The following is a 17,852-nucleotide window of genomic DNA, read 5'->3' as shown; positions in this document are numbered from 1 at the left end:
AATTATTTACTGCTATCGACGCTCATGGGCCCCAAGGGTCCGGCGGTCAGCTGTTCAATTTCTGCGCCGAAAAGAAGTACGGATCGCGCCGCTTCAATGCGGGCTCGCTCGGCACTCAACAATTCATCCCGGGCAGAAATCAGGTCTACATAGGAATCCCTACCCCGGCGGTAAGCGCGATCCACTTCAGTTAAAGCCTGGCGCAGCTTGGGGATTACAGAGTCTTGCAAGGTGGAGACAGTACCCAGGGCCTGTTCGCGGCTGGTCACTGCGAGAAAAAGCTGTGGGTAGAGCTGCAAAAGTGCTGCCTCACGACGCAGCATGACTTCATCCAGCTCTGTCATTGCGGTTAGTTCAGCACCGCGATTACGTTTGGCGGTAAATAGGGGGACGCTGAAACCCGCTTGGACTGCAGTTTCATTAACTGCCGGATTCACACGAAGACCTGCATACCATCCAACATCCGGTCTGGAATTCGCCTGGGTCAGGCGTAGCCGGGAGGCTTGCAAACGCTCTTCAGAAGCAAATCGTGCTATCGCAGGGTTTGCCTGGGCTCTTTCATAAAGCGCCTCAAAACTTGCACCCGGATCAAAGCGATAAAGCTCAGCGGAGTCCACGCGATAATTTTGGGCTGGCTGCCCCCAGAGTGCCGAGAGCGCATGCTTGTAGTACACCAGCATGCTCTGATCGGTCTGTTGTGCGAGGATCGCTTTTGCCAGAGAAGACTCCGCACGCATACGCTCTGAGACGGGGCTGGCCGCAGCACTGACCCGCGCGCTTACAGCGCTCAAAGCCTCACGTGCCAGCGCGACTTTCTCTTCCGCCAAAACCACCAGCTCTTGGGCGGCCAAGACCTGGGTATAGCGGCGGATCACTTCCGCCAACAGATCCAAAGCCTTAGCCTGTTCATCGGCGATTAACAGGTCGCGCTGCGCATTGACAACATCTATACGAGCCTGGCGTTTATTGCCCATCTCCACGACTGAAGAAAGAGTTACCGTCAGCTCAAACTCATTGTCGGCATCGTCCTCTGGATCTGGAGTATTGTCCGAGTCACCTTCATTGAAGTGCTTGTACTCGGCCTCAACACCCAGCTCCATCTCCGGCTTTAGTGCCGCAGTCTGCCCGGCACCATCAAAACCCCTTTTCTGTAATGGAAAAACTGCAAGCTCCGGATTCTGCGCAAGCGTAAGCCCTATCGCATCCGGTAGTGTTAGCAAGTCCCCCTCCTGTGCAAATACAGGTTGCACAGGCAAACACAATATCGCCATCGCCAATAGCCAGGCGGCAAGGCGACGAATCACACTCGCAATGAGCGTGTGAAACAAATCCATGGATATCTCCCAAATCACATCCCATATACGTGAGTTGGGTCTTGCGACTCTCTTAACTCACGCAGTAATAGATCAATCAGACTTGGGTTATAGGTGGGCGCAGTAAGGGAGAGAAGTAACCGCTGGGTACCGCGACATTAATCACTTCACGATAAGAAATGGTACCCCAGAGAAAGGGTTGGAATGACTGTCCGAGCAGTCCGGCAACGGTACTGCCATGGCAGTGGCAACAGTGATTACAAAAGTCGAGAAGTGGTGACTGTTGCGCGGGCTCATCGACAGGGAGCGAAACTTGAACCACCTCGCCAAGTTCCGGCGAAGTGAATTCACTATTGAGATCAGATTGGTCCAGATGGTGGGGAAGTAGATGCTCGGTTACATCCTGCAGTTCTTCATGACTGTCATAGAAAGCCCCTGCGGTCTGGAAGACCAGCAGTGCGATCAATAAAAAAGACAGCCTAACTAGGTTCATATGAACAAGGGGACCACAAAATCTTATTCTGGACTCTAGCAAACATGTCAGGATAGCTCAAACAGAAAACCCTCTCAGAATTTGCGCACCGCCAACGGCTTTGAGAAATAGAAGCCCTAGTCAGCAAAGTGAGCCCCCTGTCCATTTGGTCACCCTCAACTCCTCTACACTGATTTTGATGCCATTAACTTGAGTTTGTACCGGGAGGTATCTGTATATGCTTGCCCCTCATCCACTTGGCTGCCACACCAGAGCAATGCTTCTTGCTGTGTCAATAGCCTTAATTCCGGCCGTAGTTGCACAGCCCACTCCCCCGCCGCCTCAGCCAGGTAGTCCGCCGACCCAGGACCAGCAGGGGGGCTCAAACAATCCACCGCAGGGCCAACCCCCAGCTCCTAGTGACAATACTACCGGTCAGGGCCAACCCCCTGCGCCACCGGGAGACACAACCGGTCAAGGTCAACCCTCTTCACCACCAGATACCTCATCTGGACAAGGGCAAAGCGCTCAGTCCTTGGCGGGAGTTGACCAAAATGGTGAAGCTATTGATCCCAAAGCCATGGAGGCACTGAAGGCAATGGGAAAATACCTGGCGAGCATGAAGATGCTGATGTTCAAAGCCAGAATTTTTGCCGATGTAGTACTTGAGAATGAGCAAAAGTTATTGATCGGGGGCAAAGTCAGATACATGGCAATGCCACCAGATAAACTGCGCGTGGATATGACTACTGATTCAATTACTCGGAACTTTATTCACAATGGTGGCAAGTTCACCATGATTGCCCCGCGCAATGGTTATTTTGCAGAAATGGAGGCCTCTCAACCCACCTCCCAAGTACTCTCCAAGGCAGCAAAGGAATACGGCATTGAAGTACCTTTTGCAGACCTTCTGGAATGGGGGCGCAAACCGGACGCCTGGGCAGGGATCAAGGAGGGCTTTCTGGTTAACTCTCCCAAAGTTAACGGGCAACGTACCAAGCACTGGGCTTTCCGTTCGGAAAACCTGGACTGGGAGATCTGGATCCAGGTTGGTGATAAGCCCCTACCACTTCGCATATCCACCGTTAATACCCGCGATCCAGCCAAGCCGCGCTTTATCGCGACACTTAAATGGATGAAGACCAAACCAGAAGCGGCAAAAGAGTTCACTCCAGCTACCGGGAAGCACAAACAAATCCCGTTTAAAAAGGCTGAGCCAAACAAGCAGGAGGCGCCACAATGATCCATGCTAAGCATCGTAAGTCGCGAGCCTTGTCACTATGGGCGGCACCACTATTACTCTCCGGAACTCTGCTCGCCGCAGTGTTCAGCTCTCAGGTGGAGGCGCGCGAGCATTTTGGTGGGCGCGGCGCGCATTTTAATGTGGGTGGACACTTCAATGCGGTTCGCCCAGGACCCGGAGGAGGCTTCCACGGCGAATTTGCACGGGGGGACTTTGAGCGCAGGTTCCCAAACCATCCACCATTTCACCCTATTCGCCCGGGGCACCACCGTCACCCTCCTTACCCTCCACCCTGGCGCCCTCGACACTGGCCCTATCCAGGCCCTAGATATTGGGGGGTTACTGCCGTGGGTGTTGGTGGCTGGCTCTACACACTACCTCCAAGCTGTGTCAGTGTGACGGTCGGTAATGTGACCTATGAGCGATGTGGGTCTTATTGGTATCAACCCCATTTCGTGGCAGGGCATATCGCCTATCGGCATGTAGGAGCACCACGGCGGCCGCGGCGATAGCTTGAAATTCTTCCAGCGCCTAACTGAAACTCCCTGTTGGGTTTATGGCGCTGGGAGACTTATAGGAAAGTTAGTCCTCTGTTCTTTCCGGCCCACCCTCGGCATAGGATTTACTGATACCACGGAGGATGCTGAGCTGTTTGCCAAAGTTTCTACATGGGGCGCACATTGCCAAATGCAGCTTAAGGCTGGCCTGCTCTCGCAAGTGCAGCCTGCGCTCCTGGGACTCCGACATCAACCGCGTAGCTTCCCGGCACGATTTCATTGACTCAGCCCTCCACGCCAAACCAGTTATCTTCCAGGCATTCACGTAATCGCAGGCGCGCCCGGTGCAGTGTCACATTTAAGTTGCTCACCGAAATCTCTGCTGCGGCACAGATCTCGTGGCTCTCCAGCTCAATGAATTCTCGCATCATAAATATTTGCGCCTGACGGGAAGGCAGATGATTGAGGCATGCATCGAAGATTCGCCAAAAATGCTTGTCGTGAATGGCCGACTCGGGGTCTGCCCATTTCTTTGGTCGCTCATCCTTTCTCCAGTGGCCGGTTTGATCAAATAACTCGTCGTGATCGTGCTCCTCGCGATCGCCACGCACCAGCTGGTCTGCATCAACAAAGCGCTGCCGTTGTCGCAAAATGTCGGCAATTTTATTCTTCAAGATGGCAAACACCCAGGTTTTCAGGGCCGATCGCCCGGTAAAGCTGCGGGAGTTTTTCAGGGCTCCCATAAGGGCCTCTTGCACAGCATCTTCAGCCAATTGGGCATCCTGCAACTGCAAGCTGGCAAAACGAAGCATCTGCTGGCGCAGATCCACCAGAAACTGGGGGTTCTGCAAGGATTCCTCAACTCTTGGTTCAGGCGAAGCATCAGGGGCAAGGTAATCGCTCAACTACGTTCCCTCATAAAATCGAAGCGGAGACCGGCGATATTAACTAAAAAGCGAGAATTATCTAACAGCCAGCTCACCCTGACACCAAAAGGCAACTTAATTCCCCCTGCCGGTACTAACAACACAATCACAAAGTTATTAGTCGTGAAGCAGCGAGGCTTGTTACAAAAAGAAAGGACAGGTAAAAAATAACCCTCGAATGGCGCCCAGCGCCCGAAAGGAAAATCACTCTGCGAAAGGTATGCTCCATGCATGATATTGTTCAGGACTACTACGGACGCCAGCTAAAAAGCACATCAGATCTCAAAACTGATGCCTGCTGCGATGCCAGTGCGGTGCCAAGTTGGCTGAAGCCGCTACTAGCCAATATACATCCAGAAGTCCTATCCCGCTATTACGGTTGCGGGCTCGTTTGCCCCCCGCTTTTAGAAGGCTGCAGGGTTCTCGATCTTGGCTGTGGTTCAGGTCGCGATGTCTACCTCCTCTCCCAACTCGTGGGAGCAAGCGGTGAAGTGGTCGGTATCGACATGACCGATGAGCAACTACAAGTTGCCCGCCAGCACCAGGATTATCACGCGGAAAAGTTTGGCTATGACAACGTCACCTTTCTGCATGGTTATATCGAAAAACTGGATGAACTCGGCCTGGAACCGGGTAGTTTCGATGTTATTGTCTCCAATTGTGTCGTGAACCTCTCTACCGACAAAGGGGCCGTGTTACGAGGCCTATATCAATTATTAAAGGAAGGTGGGGAGTTTTACTTTTCCGATGTGTATGCCGATAGGCGTGTCCCTGACACCCTGCGCACAGATCCGGAACTCATCGGCGAGTGCCTGGGTGGCGCTCTCTACTGGAACGATTTCCTCGAACTGGCCCAGGCCAGCGGCTTCCGCGACAGCCGCCTGGTGGAAAGTCGCCCACTGGAAGTGACCAATGCGCTTTTGCTTGCCCGCTGTGGCAGTGTTCGCTTTTACTCCGCCAGCTACCGTCTTTTCAAACTGGCAGGCTTGGAAAAGGACTGTGAAGACTACGGCCAGGCTGTGGTTTATAAGGGGAGCATTCCAGAACAACCGACTGAATTTGTACTGGATGGGCACCACCGGATTGAGAAGGGGCGTGTGTTTTCTGTCTGCGGTAATACGTGGAAAATGCTGGCAGAAACGCGCTTAGCTCCCCACTTTGACTTTATCGGTGACTTCTCCCAGCACTTCGGTTTATTTCCCGGTTGCGGTCGAGAGATGCCTTTCTCTGAGGGGGCTACTAACCCTTCAATAAGCAGTAGCAACACTGGTAGCCAGTGTTGCTAACCGTCTGACCCAACTACTCAGCGTCGCAACAGCGACGCCGAGTATTCAGGCTCTATTCCGCCGAATAACACAGTCGAGAAATTTAGGGACTCTATGTTCGAGCCAATAATTCGGCCGCCACACAGAACCCCCAACAAACCCCACATGCCCCCCCTGTAAAGTGACTTCTAACTGCACCATGGAGCTCACCTCTCTCTTCTCGGGAATAGCCGATGGACAAACGAAGGGATCATCCACAGAATTTACGATCATCGTTGGCACCCCAATTTCCCGTAAAAGATGCTTGCTAGATGCCTTGGTGTAATAGTCATCAACATCCCGGAACCCATGCAAGGGCGCGGTAAAAGTGTTGTCAAAGCGCCGGAAGTTGGCAAAGACGGTTGCATCATCCACATTTGGCAGAGCTGCCGCCATACAAGGGTCTTGCGCCTTTTGTTTGAGAGTGAGGCGCAGGCAACTCAAAAGATGGCGCTGGTAAAGTCTGGAAAGGCCAGTATTAATCTTGCGACTACACGCATGGAGATCCATTGGAGAAGATATCGCCACCGCCGCAGCCACCGGGCTGCAGGTTCCATCCTCCCCCAGCATCTTAAGCAGTACATTGCCACCCAACGAGTAACCCACCACCGTAATTGGGGTCAGGGGTAACTCCCCCCTCAGCTGTTCTACCAACCAACGTGGATCCTCACTATCTCCGCTGTGGTATGCCCGGGGCAGCCTGTTTGGCACACCCCCACAACCGCGGAAGTGCATGACAGCAACCTGGTAGTGGCGTGCGAGTAAGGATTCCATCATACCCTGGACATAGGGAGAAGCCACCGAGCCACCTAGACCATGGAGAATCAAGACTAATGGGAGTTCAGGGTCATCAACCAAAGGGCGAGGAGTGAGTAGTGCGAGACAATCCCCGTCCGGTGTTTCATACCAACGGCACTGGGTTTCTATCCATGGAGCTGGGCGATGCACACGGCCAAAGACGGTTTGAATATGACAGTTTCCAAGACCTGTGGCGGGGATAAACTGATCAGTCATATGCCGGGTTCCGCTATTGCTATTTACCTGCCCTACTCTGCTCAATTTAGGCACTTCTATATAGCGACCTAGCAGAGCTGGCTTCGCGAAGCATGAGGGGTAGCTGTCCCTCGAAAGTATTGCGCGAATATCATCAGTATATAACCTGTGAGGACATATGTTGGGATAGGCGACGGGTATCGTGTGTTATTACTGCGGCTGAACCCTAGCTTTGGACATGGTTTCAGGCACGAAGATCAGAAAGAAGGTTGCGGCAATAGTGGCAATTCCCGCCAGCGATAAGAACGCGGCGTTATAGCCGAAGTACTGAACAACATATTCTGCCGAGAAATTACTGCAGGCAGAACCAATACCCACCAAAGCAGCCATGGCTCCCTGAGTAATATTGAAGCGTCCCGTACCCTTAGTAAGATCGGCGCACATCAGAATGATGATCACCCCAAAGATGCCGTTGGCCACACCGTCCAACGACTGTATAGCCACCAAAAAGAAAGGGTTATCTGTAGACATAAACAAGAGCGCACGAATAGGGTTAATACAAAAACCGATCATAAAGATTACTTTACGTCCCCAGGCATCGGCTTTGGCCGCACACAATAGTGACATCAACATCATCCAGAATTGCGCAGCAATTATGCAGGCAGAGGTAAAAGCAATAGCCTGGTTCACATTCGAATTGAGTGACAGCTTTTGGCTGACCAGAGGCAACATAGCCGCATTGCCAAAATGGAATAGAAAGACACTCACAGCCAAAGCGATTAGGCGTTTATCGGTAAGCAATACAGAAAAACCGGCGGGCTCCCTTTTTCCCGAAGCATCACGCCGTTCACCTCCCCGAGCTCGAATATGATCAATTGAATGGGCAGGAATAAAGCCAACTGAGATAGCCATTAATACGCCCATAACGGCCATCAACCAGAAAACCCCCTCCGCAGCAATCGTCAGCGCTACAATTCCTGCAATCGCCGCAGCAAATACATTGCCCGCATGATTGGCCGCCTGGTTAGCACTGGTCTGTAATGTAAAAGTCTTATCACTACAAACTCCCAGAGTAATGGCAGCAATAGAGGGAGCCACGAAAGCAATAGCCGCCCCCATTAACACCTGGGAGCCATAAATGACAGGTTTGTGATTAGCCAGTGCGACAATAGCGATAGAGACAATCGCAATAATGATACCGCAAGTTGCTATTAGCATGCGCTTTAAGCGGGTGCTATCAATAAAAGCCCCAGCGGGCGTTTGCAATAAAACCGTGGTGATACCACCAATAGCTAAAACGATGCCAATTTCCCCTGGCTGCCAGTGCATAGCTGACAACAGGTATATCGCCAAGTAGGGGCCTAAACCTGCAACCACATCTCCCGCGAAGAAGTTCGTAAAAAGAAGAGGCTTGTTTAAACTCATAAATAAGTCTTCTCGTGGGATTTATCAGCCCAGGTGGATGCCCTGACACCAAATAAAAGAAGTGGAGAATGATTTTCAGAGTAGCAGTAAGCAGAGACGACATCCGAGGCTGCACCAATGTCCCTTAGCCTGATAGTATCGGCGATCATCTTCTTAATGATTGCTGCCCGGCAGTGGCTCCCCTCCTCGATTCGCATCTGGCATATTATGACCCTTGGTGCGATCGCTTTACTGCTCATGCGTCAAATTACCTTTAGAGAGGCTTTCTGGGCCATAGATTGGGATCTGATATTATATTTATTCTCGGTCTTCTCTATTGCCTCAGCCCTGTACGACACAGGGATATCCGCACAAATCAGCCACCGGATTCTTTCAATCAAGCATCCAAGTCTTGTATTAACAAGTTATATCCTCGTAATGGCAATTTGTGCAGCCCTTCTTACCAATGATGCCGCTGCTGTAATCGGTGTACCCATTGCAATTGTACTTGCGCGGAATATGAAATGGGGACTGATTCCACTCCTGATTACACTCTGTGCAACAGTCACAATTGGCAGCATGGTATCCCCCGTAGGCAATCCTCAAAATATACTGATTGCCAACGCCGGGAACTTCGACAATATGTTTGTCGTTTTTGCCCAGTGGACTCTTGTACCCGCTATCATCACTATGTTTCTGTCCATGTTATGGCTGAAACGTTTTTTCAAAACCAGCGATATAATCAATTACGAAGCTAGCAAAGAGTACAGGGAGACGGAAAAGGTTGCACAAAAGTGGCCGGCACTTTTATCTGCAGCCCTATTATTAATCTTTATTGTCCTTGCCAGTATCCTACACAACGTGGATGGCATATATCACCCAAGTATTGGGCAAATCGGGCTAGCCGCTTGTTTGCCGATATATTTGGCCAGCCATGAGCGCAGAAGGATATTAAGAGAGGTAGACTGGCCCACTCTTTTCTTCTTTGTTTCTATGTTTGTAGTAACCGGATCACTGCTACAATCTGGCTCTCTCCAGCACTTCCTGAAAATGGGCAATATTGATTTAGCAGAACCAGAGACCGTAGCTTTTGTCAGCTTCTTTGCAAGCCAGCTATTCTCCAATGTACCAGTAGTAGAGATCTACCTTAACCTTTTGCATCAACGAGACCCTCAAACCTTAATGATGCTTTCCGCCATATCAACAGTTGCCGGCAACCTGTTTATTATTAGCGCGGCCAGTAATGTTATCGTGCTACAGCAGGCGGAGAAGTTCGGGGTAAAGCCCTTTAATTTCTGGCAATTCTTTTATCTGATGCTGCCAGTCAGTTTTATAAGCGTGCTGATAAGTTATATCTGGATTCTCTGGTTTGCATCCTGGCAGTAAACAGCAACAAAACCTACAGTAGTGAGTCATAAAGAAGCCATTTAGATATACTTAAGCTTTTTTAGGTTTCTCTATACGCGCGTATAAACGGTAATCGCCATTTTGGAGCAACAGATAGATATTATAAGGTTCGAATTTTTCACCATTTTCCATTCCCGGGCTCCCAACCGGCATTCCTGAAACTATTAGCCCCACACTACCCTCTGGTGGTGAGGCCAGGAAATTCTGGATATACATAGCCGGAACATGCCCCTCAAAAACATACTGATCGCGCCATACCGCTGTGTGACAGCCTTCCATTCCTCTAGGAATACCCCATTTACGTTTAACCTCCTGCATATTCACTTTAAAAACAGAGGTGGCCGTGAAGTCCTTTTCCTTTAGGTGCGCCATCCATTTTTTACAGCAAAAACATAAAGGATGCTTATAAACAATAAGTCCCGCAGCGTCATCACCGCTTTCTGCGACAGCACCACCAACTAGTACGATAGCAAATAGAAGCAATAAAAAAACCCTTTTCAACTGCCACCTCTTTATTAAAATTTTAAATAGCCTGAGCGTAATGAATCACATAAGTCTTAGCAGGGTCCTGCCAAAAGCAAACGGACTCAAATCCACTGCGGGTCAATAAACTCTTGAATCCAGCAATTGAATACTTGTGACTATTTTCAGTATGAATTGTTTCCCCTTCAGTAAAGTCTATGCATGTATCCGCTATAGAAATACTGTGGTTCTTTAGACAAACCAAGTGCATTTCCACTCGCTGACGTAACGGGTGGTAAAATGCTCGATGCGCGAATAGAGAAAGATCAAAGTTTGCTCCTAGCTCAACATTGATCCTTTGCAGAAGGTTCAGATTAAACCGCTCAGTAACGTGATCACTATCGTTATAGGCTCGCTCTAAAATAACAGAATCCTTAACCAGGTCTGTACCAATCAATAAGCCATCGCCAGCACCAAGATTCGAGGCAAACAACTTCAAGAGGCGCTCCGCCTCCAATGGCTCAAAATTTCCTATTGTGGACCCCGGAAAGAAGATAACTTTTTTTCTTGAGGAAACATGAATAAGCTTATTCCATACCTCAGAATGGGAAAAATCACCCACCTCACTCCACACCTGAACTTCCGGCAAACTCTTTTTGATCCGTTTTTCTGCCTCCAGTAAAATCTCGGGAGAAATATCTATTGGGCAGTAGCCCCTTGGGGAATCCATAGCATCAAGAAGCTCTTCTACCTTCTCACAATTCCCTGCACCTGGCTCTATCAGCAGTGTTTCAGGTCCAAATTTTTGAGCAATTTCATCCCGATAGGTTGTAAATATATCCGCCTCATTTCGGGTCAGGTAGTAATCTTGTGAATCGCAGATTTCCTCAAACAGGCGTGAACCAACTTCATCGTATAAGTATTTGCAGGGCAATGTCTTTCTTTTTCTCCCTAACCCCTCCAAAACATCCCCCAGGAATTCATTATTCTGGAGTTGATTCTCAATAACTGACGATACGGCTGCTTTCACTTTAGTCTCCTGCCAATCGGACACCGGTAAATTGCCACGCTTGATGTGGATAAAAGAAATTCCTGTAACTGATTCTGATATGATCAGACGGGGTTGCGAAGGATCCTCCGCGCAAGACCTTCTGGTTACACATGAATTTGCCGTTGTACTCGCCAACTGCATCCTTGTGGGCCTTAAAACCGTGGTATGGCAAATAAGCACTAGAAGTCCATTCCCACAGATCCCCCAAGAACTGGGTATGGCCATTTTGAGCCGCCAAGGGCTTCAGATTACGTTTTTCCAACAAGTTTGCACTGGCAAGCTGATTTACTTGTCGCAAGTGACAAGCCGCTGCCTCCCACTCAAATTCTGTTGGCAGTCTTTTACCGGCCCAGGTGGCAAAGGCATCCGCCTCATAAAAAGAAAGGTGATGCACAGGTTCAAAACCATTCAGCGGTTGTAATCCATGTAACGTATATTGCTGCCAACCATCCTTCGTTTCACGCCAATACAAAGGATGTTTCTGATCGTTCTTTTGCACCAGTGACCAACCATCCGACAACCACAGGCGATGCTGTTGATAGCCTCCATCCTCAATAAACTCCAGATATTCAGCGTTACTGACTAAACGTGAAGCAATTGAAAAGTCGGGCAGAAACTGTTGGTGTACAGGCCCTTCATTATCAAAAAAGAAATCCTCCCCATCACTACCGATACCATAGAATCCGCCGGGTATTTCCAGCCAGCAAAGTGCAGCAACACTCTCAGCTTCTTCTTCGTGAGTATTATCACAATAAGCAGGTGCCATTGGGTTCATCGATAGAGCATGCTTGATATCAGTCAGCAGTAATTCCTGGTGTTGCTGCTCATGATTGAGGCCAAGATCCAGCAAAGCACTAATGGTTGAAGTAATGGGGGCTATATCTAACAGCTGTTCTATTGCCGTATCTACAAACTGGCGATAGGCGTAGATGCGCTCAATTCCAGGCCTGGAGATTACCCCCCTTTGCGGTCTGGAGTATGGGGTACCCAAACTGTTGTAGTAGGAATTAAAAAGATGGTGAAAATGCGGGTCAAAGAGCTGGTAATTGGGGAGGTAAGGAGCGAGTAAGAATGTTTCAAAAAACCAGCTGGTGTGCGCCAGGTGCCACTTGGTTGGGCTCGCATCCGGCATCGACTGCAGCTGCATATCCTCGACAGATAAAGGTGCAGCAAGACACTCTGTCTCCCCCCGCACCCTTTGATAAGCTAAAAGAACCCGCTGCTGTAACTCTTCCAGAGATACTTCACCTGCAAATATTGTCATATCAATTATCAACTACGATAGAATTCAGTTCTATTGAAATCATCATACGCAGTTTTAGGCGTATTCCTAAGAGCTTGCAGAACTACACGACCTAATCCACGCCACTTTATTCAATTAAGAAAAACTCATGCAAAAAAAAGGGCCGGATAACCGGCCCACACTCTCGTCATGCTGACATGAATAATGAATTAAAATCGTGCAGTAAAATCTGCGCCATACATTCTCGGCATAAAACGCCATGCCGGGCTCGCCCCGATCGCAGCACCAGTGCCACCATAACCCCCAGCGATTTCCTCATCGGTTAAGTTCTGCACCCAAAGGGCTACTGAATAGTTATCCGATGCGCTATTCCAAGCAGCACGTAGATTAAATAACTGATAATCATCCACGATGCGGGTTCTATCGGTGATGGAGCCGATGCGCTCATCCGTCCAGTTATAATCTCCACGGAATACAAACTCTCCACCTGAAGCTAAATCCACTGTGTACTCAGCCATCAGGTTGAGCTTACTTTCGGGAGTGGAAACCCTGGCCTGACCAACCTTGGAGTCTTCCTCGGTTTCACCAATAGCCGTAATAATTTGATAGTCTGTGAATTCAGTGTCCAAGTATGAATAATTACCGGCAATGAACAGACTATCGGTGGCGGCCCACTGCACTTCTATCTCGGCACCGGTCCCCTCAGCGTCGGCATTTCTCAGGTTGTAGCTGGGGATTGGGTAACCGACCAGATCCAACTCCTGAAGGTTTTTATACTCATAGGTGTATACAGACGCATTTAGACGCACGCGGTTATCAAACAGGCTACTCTTAAGCCCCACTTCCAAATTGACGACATCTTCCTGATCAAATGAGGATTCCACACCTGGACCAAAGTTAAGGCTGTTAAATCCGCCGGCCTTAAAACCATCCGCCAAGGAGATAAAGGTCATCATCTCATCAGTCCAGCGATAGTCGAGCACGATGCGGCCGGAAATATCACTCCAGCTATCACTCAGCTTGGAATTTAACTCTGTTTGACCATTGTTATAAAAGGCGATGCCAAAAAGCTGTGAGCCCAGATCAACTGTTGGTAGTGTGATGCTGCCGACTTTATTGCCATTTTCATCTAGGAGATCCACGTCTCCGCCAGACAATGACAGCGGGATACTGTTGCCATAGGCGGTTTGGATAGTGAAATCTTTCTTATCGTAGGTGTAGCGGGCACCGACCGTCAGATCCATTTTGTCGGTGATACTCCAGGTCATATCGCCATAGAGCGCTGTAGAGCGATAATCACCAGTGTTGCGCACACTCTCGTTCCAAGGGGCATCAGAAGCTATCCAGGGCTGGAAGCCTGCCATCATCTGCTCTACAACCTGATCCGCCCTGAGCATACTGCCACTTACCGGCGCTCCTAGCGCATGAAGTAACCCATCCACCTGGCCACTTTGCAACATCAAGTCATAGACAAAAGTCGCACTGGCAACGCCTTCCAGTCCCATCGACTGCAATAACTGCCGATTCATAACCGCCAGGTCTTCCTGCTCTGTTTGGGTCAATTCTGGAAAACTCTCTTTGATACCTTCGTAAACGGCAAAAGATTCAACAGAACCGGTTGTGAAATAAGCGTAAGTTGTGTGGTCCAGCTCCTCTTGGGAGTATGAGGCTCCCAGAGTCCATTTAATCGAGTCGGTAGCGCCGTTGAGACGGAATTCCTGCGAGAACTGGCTTTGGTCATCTGTATTCGCAGACCCAAACATATGGTCAGGATTGGCTGTGCCATCCTCGTCCTGCTGCAGGTGCGCATCAAACTTTCGATAAGCCGTGATCGAGGTAAGGGTAAAGTTATCGAACTCTTTGCTAACGGTCAGGGAAGTGCCGAAAGAATCTCGATCTTCAATGGTTGGTGTATCCAGAGCGTAGTCCCCGAATACATCGGTTCCCTCTTTTAGGCTGGGCACAATAGTTGTGCGCAACGCACTACCCTGATCCATTACGCCATAGTCTGCCCGCCACAGCACCTCAATATCTTCCGCAGGCTCCCACAAAACAGATGCCCGGTAGGTCTGGGTATCCTGATCCCCTACTGAAAAACCACCCGCCAAATTATCCGCAAAGGGGTCTCGGCGGTTAGTGGATGCGGAGAAACGAGCGGAAAGCGTATCGGTTAGCTGGCGATTGAGAAGCAGATCGGAGGACTGGCGGCCATAATTACCAGCGGTGAGACTTAGCTCGACGGTATTATCTGCCTGGGGCTTGGTGGTAATAATATGAATGGCCCCACCCGTAGCATTACGCCCAAAAAGCGTACCTTGTGGGCCTTTCAGAACCTCCACTCTTTCTATATCCGTCAGGGGAATTTCGGCGCCTGCACCGCGACCGGTGTAGACACCGTCCACATAAACAGCAACGGCCGGATCGGATCCCACGGTCCAGTCGTTGGTTTGAATACCGCGGATACTGTATGTTGGCTGCAAAGCGGTATCGTTGTGCATCTCGACACCAGGCGTATACCGGCCTAGATCCGTGAGATTTTTGACACCCGACTCTTTTATATTTTCCCCAGTAAATGCGGAAATCGCGATCGGTACTTCCTGTAGGTTTTCCGCTCGCTTTTGTGCCGTAACTACAACTTCTTCAATTTCTGCAGCTTGAACATTAGCGCTCACAGCTGTAAAGAAGGCAATAGCGCCGGAGAGGATAGAGAGGTTAAATTGACGGTTTTTTACGGTGCTACCAACATCGTGCATCATCGCGTCCTCGCATTTATTGTTATACAGCGTGATGTATTGGTTTTTTATTTTTGTTATTCCACGCCATCTTACGGTCGCCTTTTTGGATTTAAAACCCCGACATGACCTTTTTCTTATGACTGGTCAGTTTTGTGAAGGATTGCGCGAAAAGACAGGTTAATCGGCGAAAATAGCTATCTATTATCGTCACGAAAAGTTACTAAGGTGTGTTCTCTAGTAACTTATATATTTACGGATTCTATAAGGTCCGATTTTACCAACGTCCATTTCATTAACCGCTATACGGGAAAAACTATGGTGCGTTCGTCTTATTTAAAAAGTCGTGTATTGCCCTTACTCGTTGTCATTTCGGCACTCATAGCACTCACTCTTCTCGCAGTCTGGGGTTGGTGGCGACAAAGCCTGCCATCACTCGAAGGAAGTATTGTCACAGGGCAACTACTAGAACCTGCATTAATTCACCGGGATAAGCAGGGTGTAGTAATTATTCAATCCGATGACCGCAATAGTAGCGCTTTTGCCCTGGGCTTTTTACATGCCCAGGAGCGCTTTTTCCAGATGGACCTGTTGCGCCGAAGCTCCGCCGGTGAGCTGTCTGAATTGGTAGGAGCTGCCGCACTAAAGAAAGATAAAAAGGTCCGTAGACACCAGTTTCGCAAGCGGGCAGAAAGGAATATTGCGGCAATGCCTGAAGACCAGCGCCAACTTCTCAACCACTATGTTCAAGGGGTAAATTTTGGCCTGCAGTATCTGAACGCTAAACCCTGGGAGTATTTGCTTCTGGGGCAAGAGCCCAGGCCATGGAACGCAGCAGACAGCCTGCTGACAACCTTTAGCATGTACTTAACATTGCAAAGTGAAGAGGGCAAGTTTGAGCGGCGCGATACCGCCTTAGCGGATCTGTTACCCCAAGATCTCTATGCTTTCTTCTTTCCCGCCGGGGGCATTTGGGATGCCCCTCTAATTGGCGAAGCGGAATCTCTCGATAGTATTCCAGAAACGCCTATTTCCTCATTACTGGATAAAAACGATCCCATTGCCTATCAAGCCATGCAGAGTGATGACAAAGTTTACGGCAGTAACAATTGGGTTGTTGGGGGAGCTTTAACAGAACATGGTAGTGCCATACTCGCGAATGACATGCACCTGGGACTTACTGTACCCAATATCTGGTTTCGTGCGGGCTGGAATATTCCTGGAACTGAAAGAAGTATCCGCGGTGTGACCTTGCCAGGAGGCCCAATTGTGGTAGCAGGTAGCAACGGCGCAGTTGCCTGGGGCTTTACCAATACCGGAGCAGATTGGGGTGACCTTATTCCACTGGAATTAAACTCTGATGCCACCCAGTATCTGACTCCAGACGGCTGGCGAGATCTCGCTATCGAACAGGAAACCATAAAAGTAAAAGGTGCCGAAGATGAAACGGTAATGATACAAAAAACCATCTGGGGACCTGTTATCGGTAAAGACCACCGGGGAACCCCCCTCGCCTATCGCTGGGTTGCCCACGATATTTCCGGTGGCAATATGAACTTGCTACGGATGGAATTTATTACCTCCGCCAGCGAGGCATTAGAGCTGGGCCCGGACATCGGCATCCCCCACCAAAATTTTGTTGTAGGCGATAAAGAAGGCAATATTGGCTGGACAATCGCTGGGCCCATTCCCAAGCGTATAGGCTTTGATGGCAGCCGTTCAGTAAGTTGGGCTGAGGGCACAACATATTGGGACGGCTACCTTACTGTGGTGGAACAGCCACGAATTTACAACCCAGACAACCACCGCCTTTGGAGCGCAAATGCCCGCACCCTGAGCGGCGACTGGCTTAAGATCATGGGCGACCATGGCTATGCTCTCGGTGCCCGCCAGCAGCAGATTCGCGACAGCCTACTTGCCCACCAACAATTTGATGAACAAGCACTATTAGATATACAGCTGGATGATCGCGCTATTTTTCTTCAGCGATGGCAGCAACACCTCTCAGAACTTCTACATGACCGGGAAGGCTATGACGAAGCCTACAAACTCGTTCGAGATTGGGGCGGACGCGCCAGCGCTGACTCGGCTGGATACCGAATTGTGCGCAACTATCGCTTAAAGTTTATGGAGCTTAGTACCGCCCCTATTCTTACATTTATGCGAAAAACCCAACCGAACTTTTCCTTCGGTCAATTAAAACGCCAATTTGAGTATCCGATCTGGACTCTTGCTCAAGAAGAACCTCAACATTTACTTAACCCCGACTTTGAATCCTGGACAGCCCTGAAGCTATCTGCACTTAACCAAGTACTAGATAAGATGTCGACGGGCGGGCTCCCGCTATTAGAGCAAACCTGGGGTGAACAAAACACGGCTTCCATTCGACACCCATTGGCAAGAGCAGTCTCGGCCATAGATTGGTTTACCGCCATGCCCAAGGACCAATTGTCAGGAGACACCCACATGCCCCGCTTCCAATCACCAACCCATGGTGCCTCCGAGCGAATGGTTATCTCCCCTGGGCGCGAAGAGCAGAGTATTTTTCATATGGCTACAGGGCAAAGTAGTCACCCGTTATCCCCGTTTTTTGACAAAGGCCATGAAGATTGGGTCGAGGGAAACCCCTCCTCTTTTATTGAGGGAGAGAGCCGCTATCAGCTCAGGCTGCAATAACTACCGTAACTTTACTGAAAATACTGATAAAAAATTTATTCAGGCCTATCCCCACCCACACTCGCTGCGGCACAAGCCTGTGCCGCTAATGCTCATGACAGGATTTTTAGATTAACCATTGGAAACAGA

Annotated in this window: 15 protein-coding genes; 5 read left to right on the top strand and 10 right to left on the bottom strand. The window is 49.6% G+C overall.

Annotated features, from left to right (window positions below; all coding sequences use genetic code 11):
- Positions 1–2: 2 nt before the first annotated feature.
- Both ACJJIO_RS19410 and ACJJIO_RS19405 read right to left on the bottom strand, forming a co-directional pair.
- On the bottom strand, positions 3–1,334 hold the full coding sequence (locus ACJJIO_RS19410; RefSeq protein ID WP_444909507.1) for a TolC family protein: 1,332 nt from the start codon (positions 1,332–1,334) through the stop codon (positions 3–5).
- Between the two features lie 76 nt (positions 1,335–1,410).
- Positions 1,411–1,806: a hypothetical protein gene (locus tag ACJJIO_RS19405; RefSeq protein WP_444900651.1), complete on the bottom strand. Its 396-nt coding sequence runs from the start codon at positions 1,804–1,806 to the stop codon at positions 1,411–1,413.
- Positions 1,807–2,023: 217 nt separating this feature from the next.
- Here ACJJIO_RS19405 and ACJJIO_RS19400 point away from each other — a divergent pair, with 217 nt between their 5' ends.
- Positions 2,024–3,028, top strand: coding sequence for a DUF2092 domain-containing protein (locus ACJJIO_RS19400; RefSeq protein ID WP_444909506.1), 1,005 nt, complete (start codon positions 2,024–2,026; stop codon positions 3,026–3,028).
- On the top strand, positions 3,025–3,540 hold the full coding sequence (locus tag ACJJIO_RS19395; protein WP_252081766.1) for a hypothetical protein: 516 nt from the start codon (positions 3,025–3,027) through the stop codon (positions 3,538–3,540). The genes ACJJIO_RS19400 and ACJJIO_RS19395 overlap by 4 nt, the downstream gene beginning before the upstream one ends.
- Before the next feature lie 70 nt (positions 3,541–3,610).
- Here the strand turns inward: ACJJIO_RS19395 and ACJJIO_RS19390 are convergent, their stop codons facing one another.
- Entirely contained in the window at positions 3,611–3,805 is a 195-nt protein-coding gene (locus ACJJIO_RS19390; RefSeq protein WP_444886313.1) for a zf-HC2 domain-containing protein, read from the bottom strand.
- A gap of 4 nt (positions 3,806–3,809) precedes the next feature.
- Positions 3,810–4,430, bottom strand: a complete 621-nt coding sequence (locus ACJJIO_RS19385; protein ID WP_252081768.1) for an RNA polymerase factor sigma-70 — start codon at positions 4,428–4,430, stop codon at positions 3,810–3,812.
- Positions 4,431–4,678: 248 nt separating this feature from the next.
- Between ACJJIO_RS19385 and ACJJIO_RS19380 the strand changes: the two genes are divergently transcribed.
- On the top strand, positions 4,679–5,737 hold the full coding sequence (locus tag ACJJIO_RS19380; protein WP_444890195.1) for a methyltransferase domain-containing protein: 1,059 nt from the start codon (positions 4,679–4,681) through the stop codon (positions 5,735–5,737).
- 45 nt (positions 5,738–5,782) lie between these two features.
- Here ACJJIO_RS19380 and ACJJIO_RS19375 read toward each other — a convergent pair whose 3' ends face one another.
- Positions 5,783–6,769: a hydrolase gene (locus tag ACJJIO_RS19375; protein WP_444909505.1), complete on the bottom strand. Its 987-nt coding sequence runs from the start codon at positions 6,767–6,769 to the stop codon at positions 5,783–5,785.
- A 189-nt stretch (positions 6,770–6,958) separates the two neighbouring features.
- On the bottom strand, positions 6,959–8,173 hold the full coding sequence (locus tag ACJJIO_RS19370) for an MFS transporter (RefSeq protein WP_252081771.1): 1,215 nt from the start codon (positions 8,171–8,173) through the stop codon (positions 6,959–6,961).
- Between the two features lie 117 nt (positions 8,174–8,290).
- On the opposite strand from ACJJIO_RS19370, the gene ACJJIO_RS19365 reads away from it, so the two are divergent.
- Positions 8,291–9,538 (top strand): ArsB/NhaD family transporter, encoded by a 1,248-nt coding sequence (locus ACJJIO_RS19365; protein WP_444909504.1) that lies wholly within the window; start codon positions 8,291–8,293, stop codon positions 9,536–9,538.
- Between the two features lie 51 nt (positions 9,539–9,589).
- Here ACJJIO_RS19365 and ACJJIO_RS19360 read toward each other — a convergent pair whose 3' ends face one another.
- From ACJJIO_RS19360 to ACJJIO_RS19345, 4 genes are all read right to left on the bottom strand, one after another.
- Positions 9,590–10,060, bottom strand: coding sequence for a DUF411 domain-containing protein (locus tag ACJJIO_RS19360; RefSeq protein ID WP_444909503.1), 471 nt, complete (start codon positions 10,058–10,060; stop codon positions 9,590–9,592).
- Positions 10,061–10,082: 22 nt separating this feature from the next.
- Entirely contained in the window at positions 10,083–11,051 is a 969-nt protein-coding gene (gene egtD, locus ACJJIO_RS19355; protein WP_444909502.1) for an L-histidine N(alpha)-methyltransferase, read from the bottom strand.
- Between the two features lies 1 nt (position 11,052).
- Positions 11,053–12,336 (bottom strand): ergothioneine biosynthesis protein EgtB, encoded by a 1,284-nt coding sequence (gene egtB, locus ACJJIO_RS19350; RefSeq protein WP_444909501.1) that lies wholly within the window; start codon positions 12,334–12,336, stop codon positions 11,053–11,055.
- 188 nt (positions 12,337–12,524) lie between these two features.
- On the bottom strand, positions 12,525–15,071 hold the full coding sequence (locus ACJJIO_RS19345) for a TonB-dependent receptor (protein WP_444909500.1): 2,547 nt from the start codon (positions 15,069–15,071) through the stop codon (positions 12,525–12,527).
- A 294-nt stretch (positions 15,072–15,365) separates the two neighbouring features.
- On the opposite strand from ACJJIO_RS19345, the gene ACJJIO_RS19340 reads away from it, so the two are divergent.
- Positions 15,366–17,723 (top strand): penicillin acylase family protein, encoded by a 2,358-nt coding sequence (locus tag ACJJIO_RS19340; RefSeq protein WP_444909499.1) that lies wholly within the window; start codon positions 15,366–15,368, stop codon positions 17,721–17,723.
- The last annotated feature ends 129 nt before the right edge of the window (positions 17,724–17,852 follow it).

This window comes from Microbulbifer mixtoriginis (SeqCode) (assembly GCF_052467235.1).
The sequence above is the reverse complement of the archived record's forward strand: the minus strand, read 5'-3'. Positions and strand labels throughout refer to the sequence as shown.

Bases quoted from the DNA above. Each gene is read 5' to 3' on its own strand.
- ACJJIO_RS19370 (WP_252081771.1), bottom strand. From the start codon at position 8,173: ATGAGTTTAAACAAGCCTCTTCTTTTTACGAACTTCTTCGCGGGAGAT.
- ACJJIO_RS19345 (WP_444909500.1), bottom strand. From the start codon at position 15,071: ATGATGCACGATGTTGGTAGCACCGTAAAAAACCGTCAATTTAACCTC.
- ACJJIO_RS19390 (WP_444886313.1), bottom strand. From the start codon at position 3,805: ATGAAATCGTGCCGGGAAGCTACGCGGTTGATGTCGGAGTCCCAGGAG.
- ACJJIO_RS19410 (WP_444909507.1), bottom strand. From the start codon at position 1,334: ATGGATTTGTTTCACACGCTCATTGCGAGTGTGATTCGTCGCCTTGCC.
- ACJJIO_RS19405 (WP_444900651.1), bottom strand. From the start codon at position 1,806: ATGAACCTAGTTAGGCTGTCTTTTTTATTGATCGCACTGCTGGTCTTC.
- ACJJIO_RS19365 (WP_444909504.1), top strand. From the start codon at position 8,291: ATGTCCCTTAGCCTGATAGTATCGGCGATCATCTTCTTAATGATTGCT.
- ACJJIO_RS19375 (WP_444909505.1), bottom strand. From the start codon at position 6,769: ATGACTGATCAGTTTATCCCCGCCACAGGTCTTGGAAACTGTCATATT.
- ACJJIO_RS19400 (WP_444909506.1), top strand. From the start codon at position 2,024: ATGCTTGCCCCTCATCCACTTGGCTGCCACACCAGAGCAATGCTTCTT.
- ACJJIO_RS19395 (WP_252081766.1), top strand. From the start codon at position 3,025: ATGATCCATGCTAAGCATCGTAAGTCGCGAGCCTTGTCACTATGGGCG.
- ACJJIO_RS19380 (WP_444890195.1), top strand. From the start codon at position 4,679: ATGCATGATATTGTTCAGGACTACTACGGACGCCAGCTAAAAAGCACA.
- egtB (WP_444909501.1), bottom strand. From the start codon at position 12,336: ATGACAATATTTGCAGGTGAAGTATCTCTGGAAGAGTTACAGCAGCGG.
- ACJJIO_RS19340 (WP_444909499.1), top strand. From the start codon at position 15,366: ATGGTGCGTTCGTCTTATTTAAAAAGTCGTGTATTGCCCTTACTCGTT.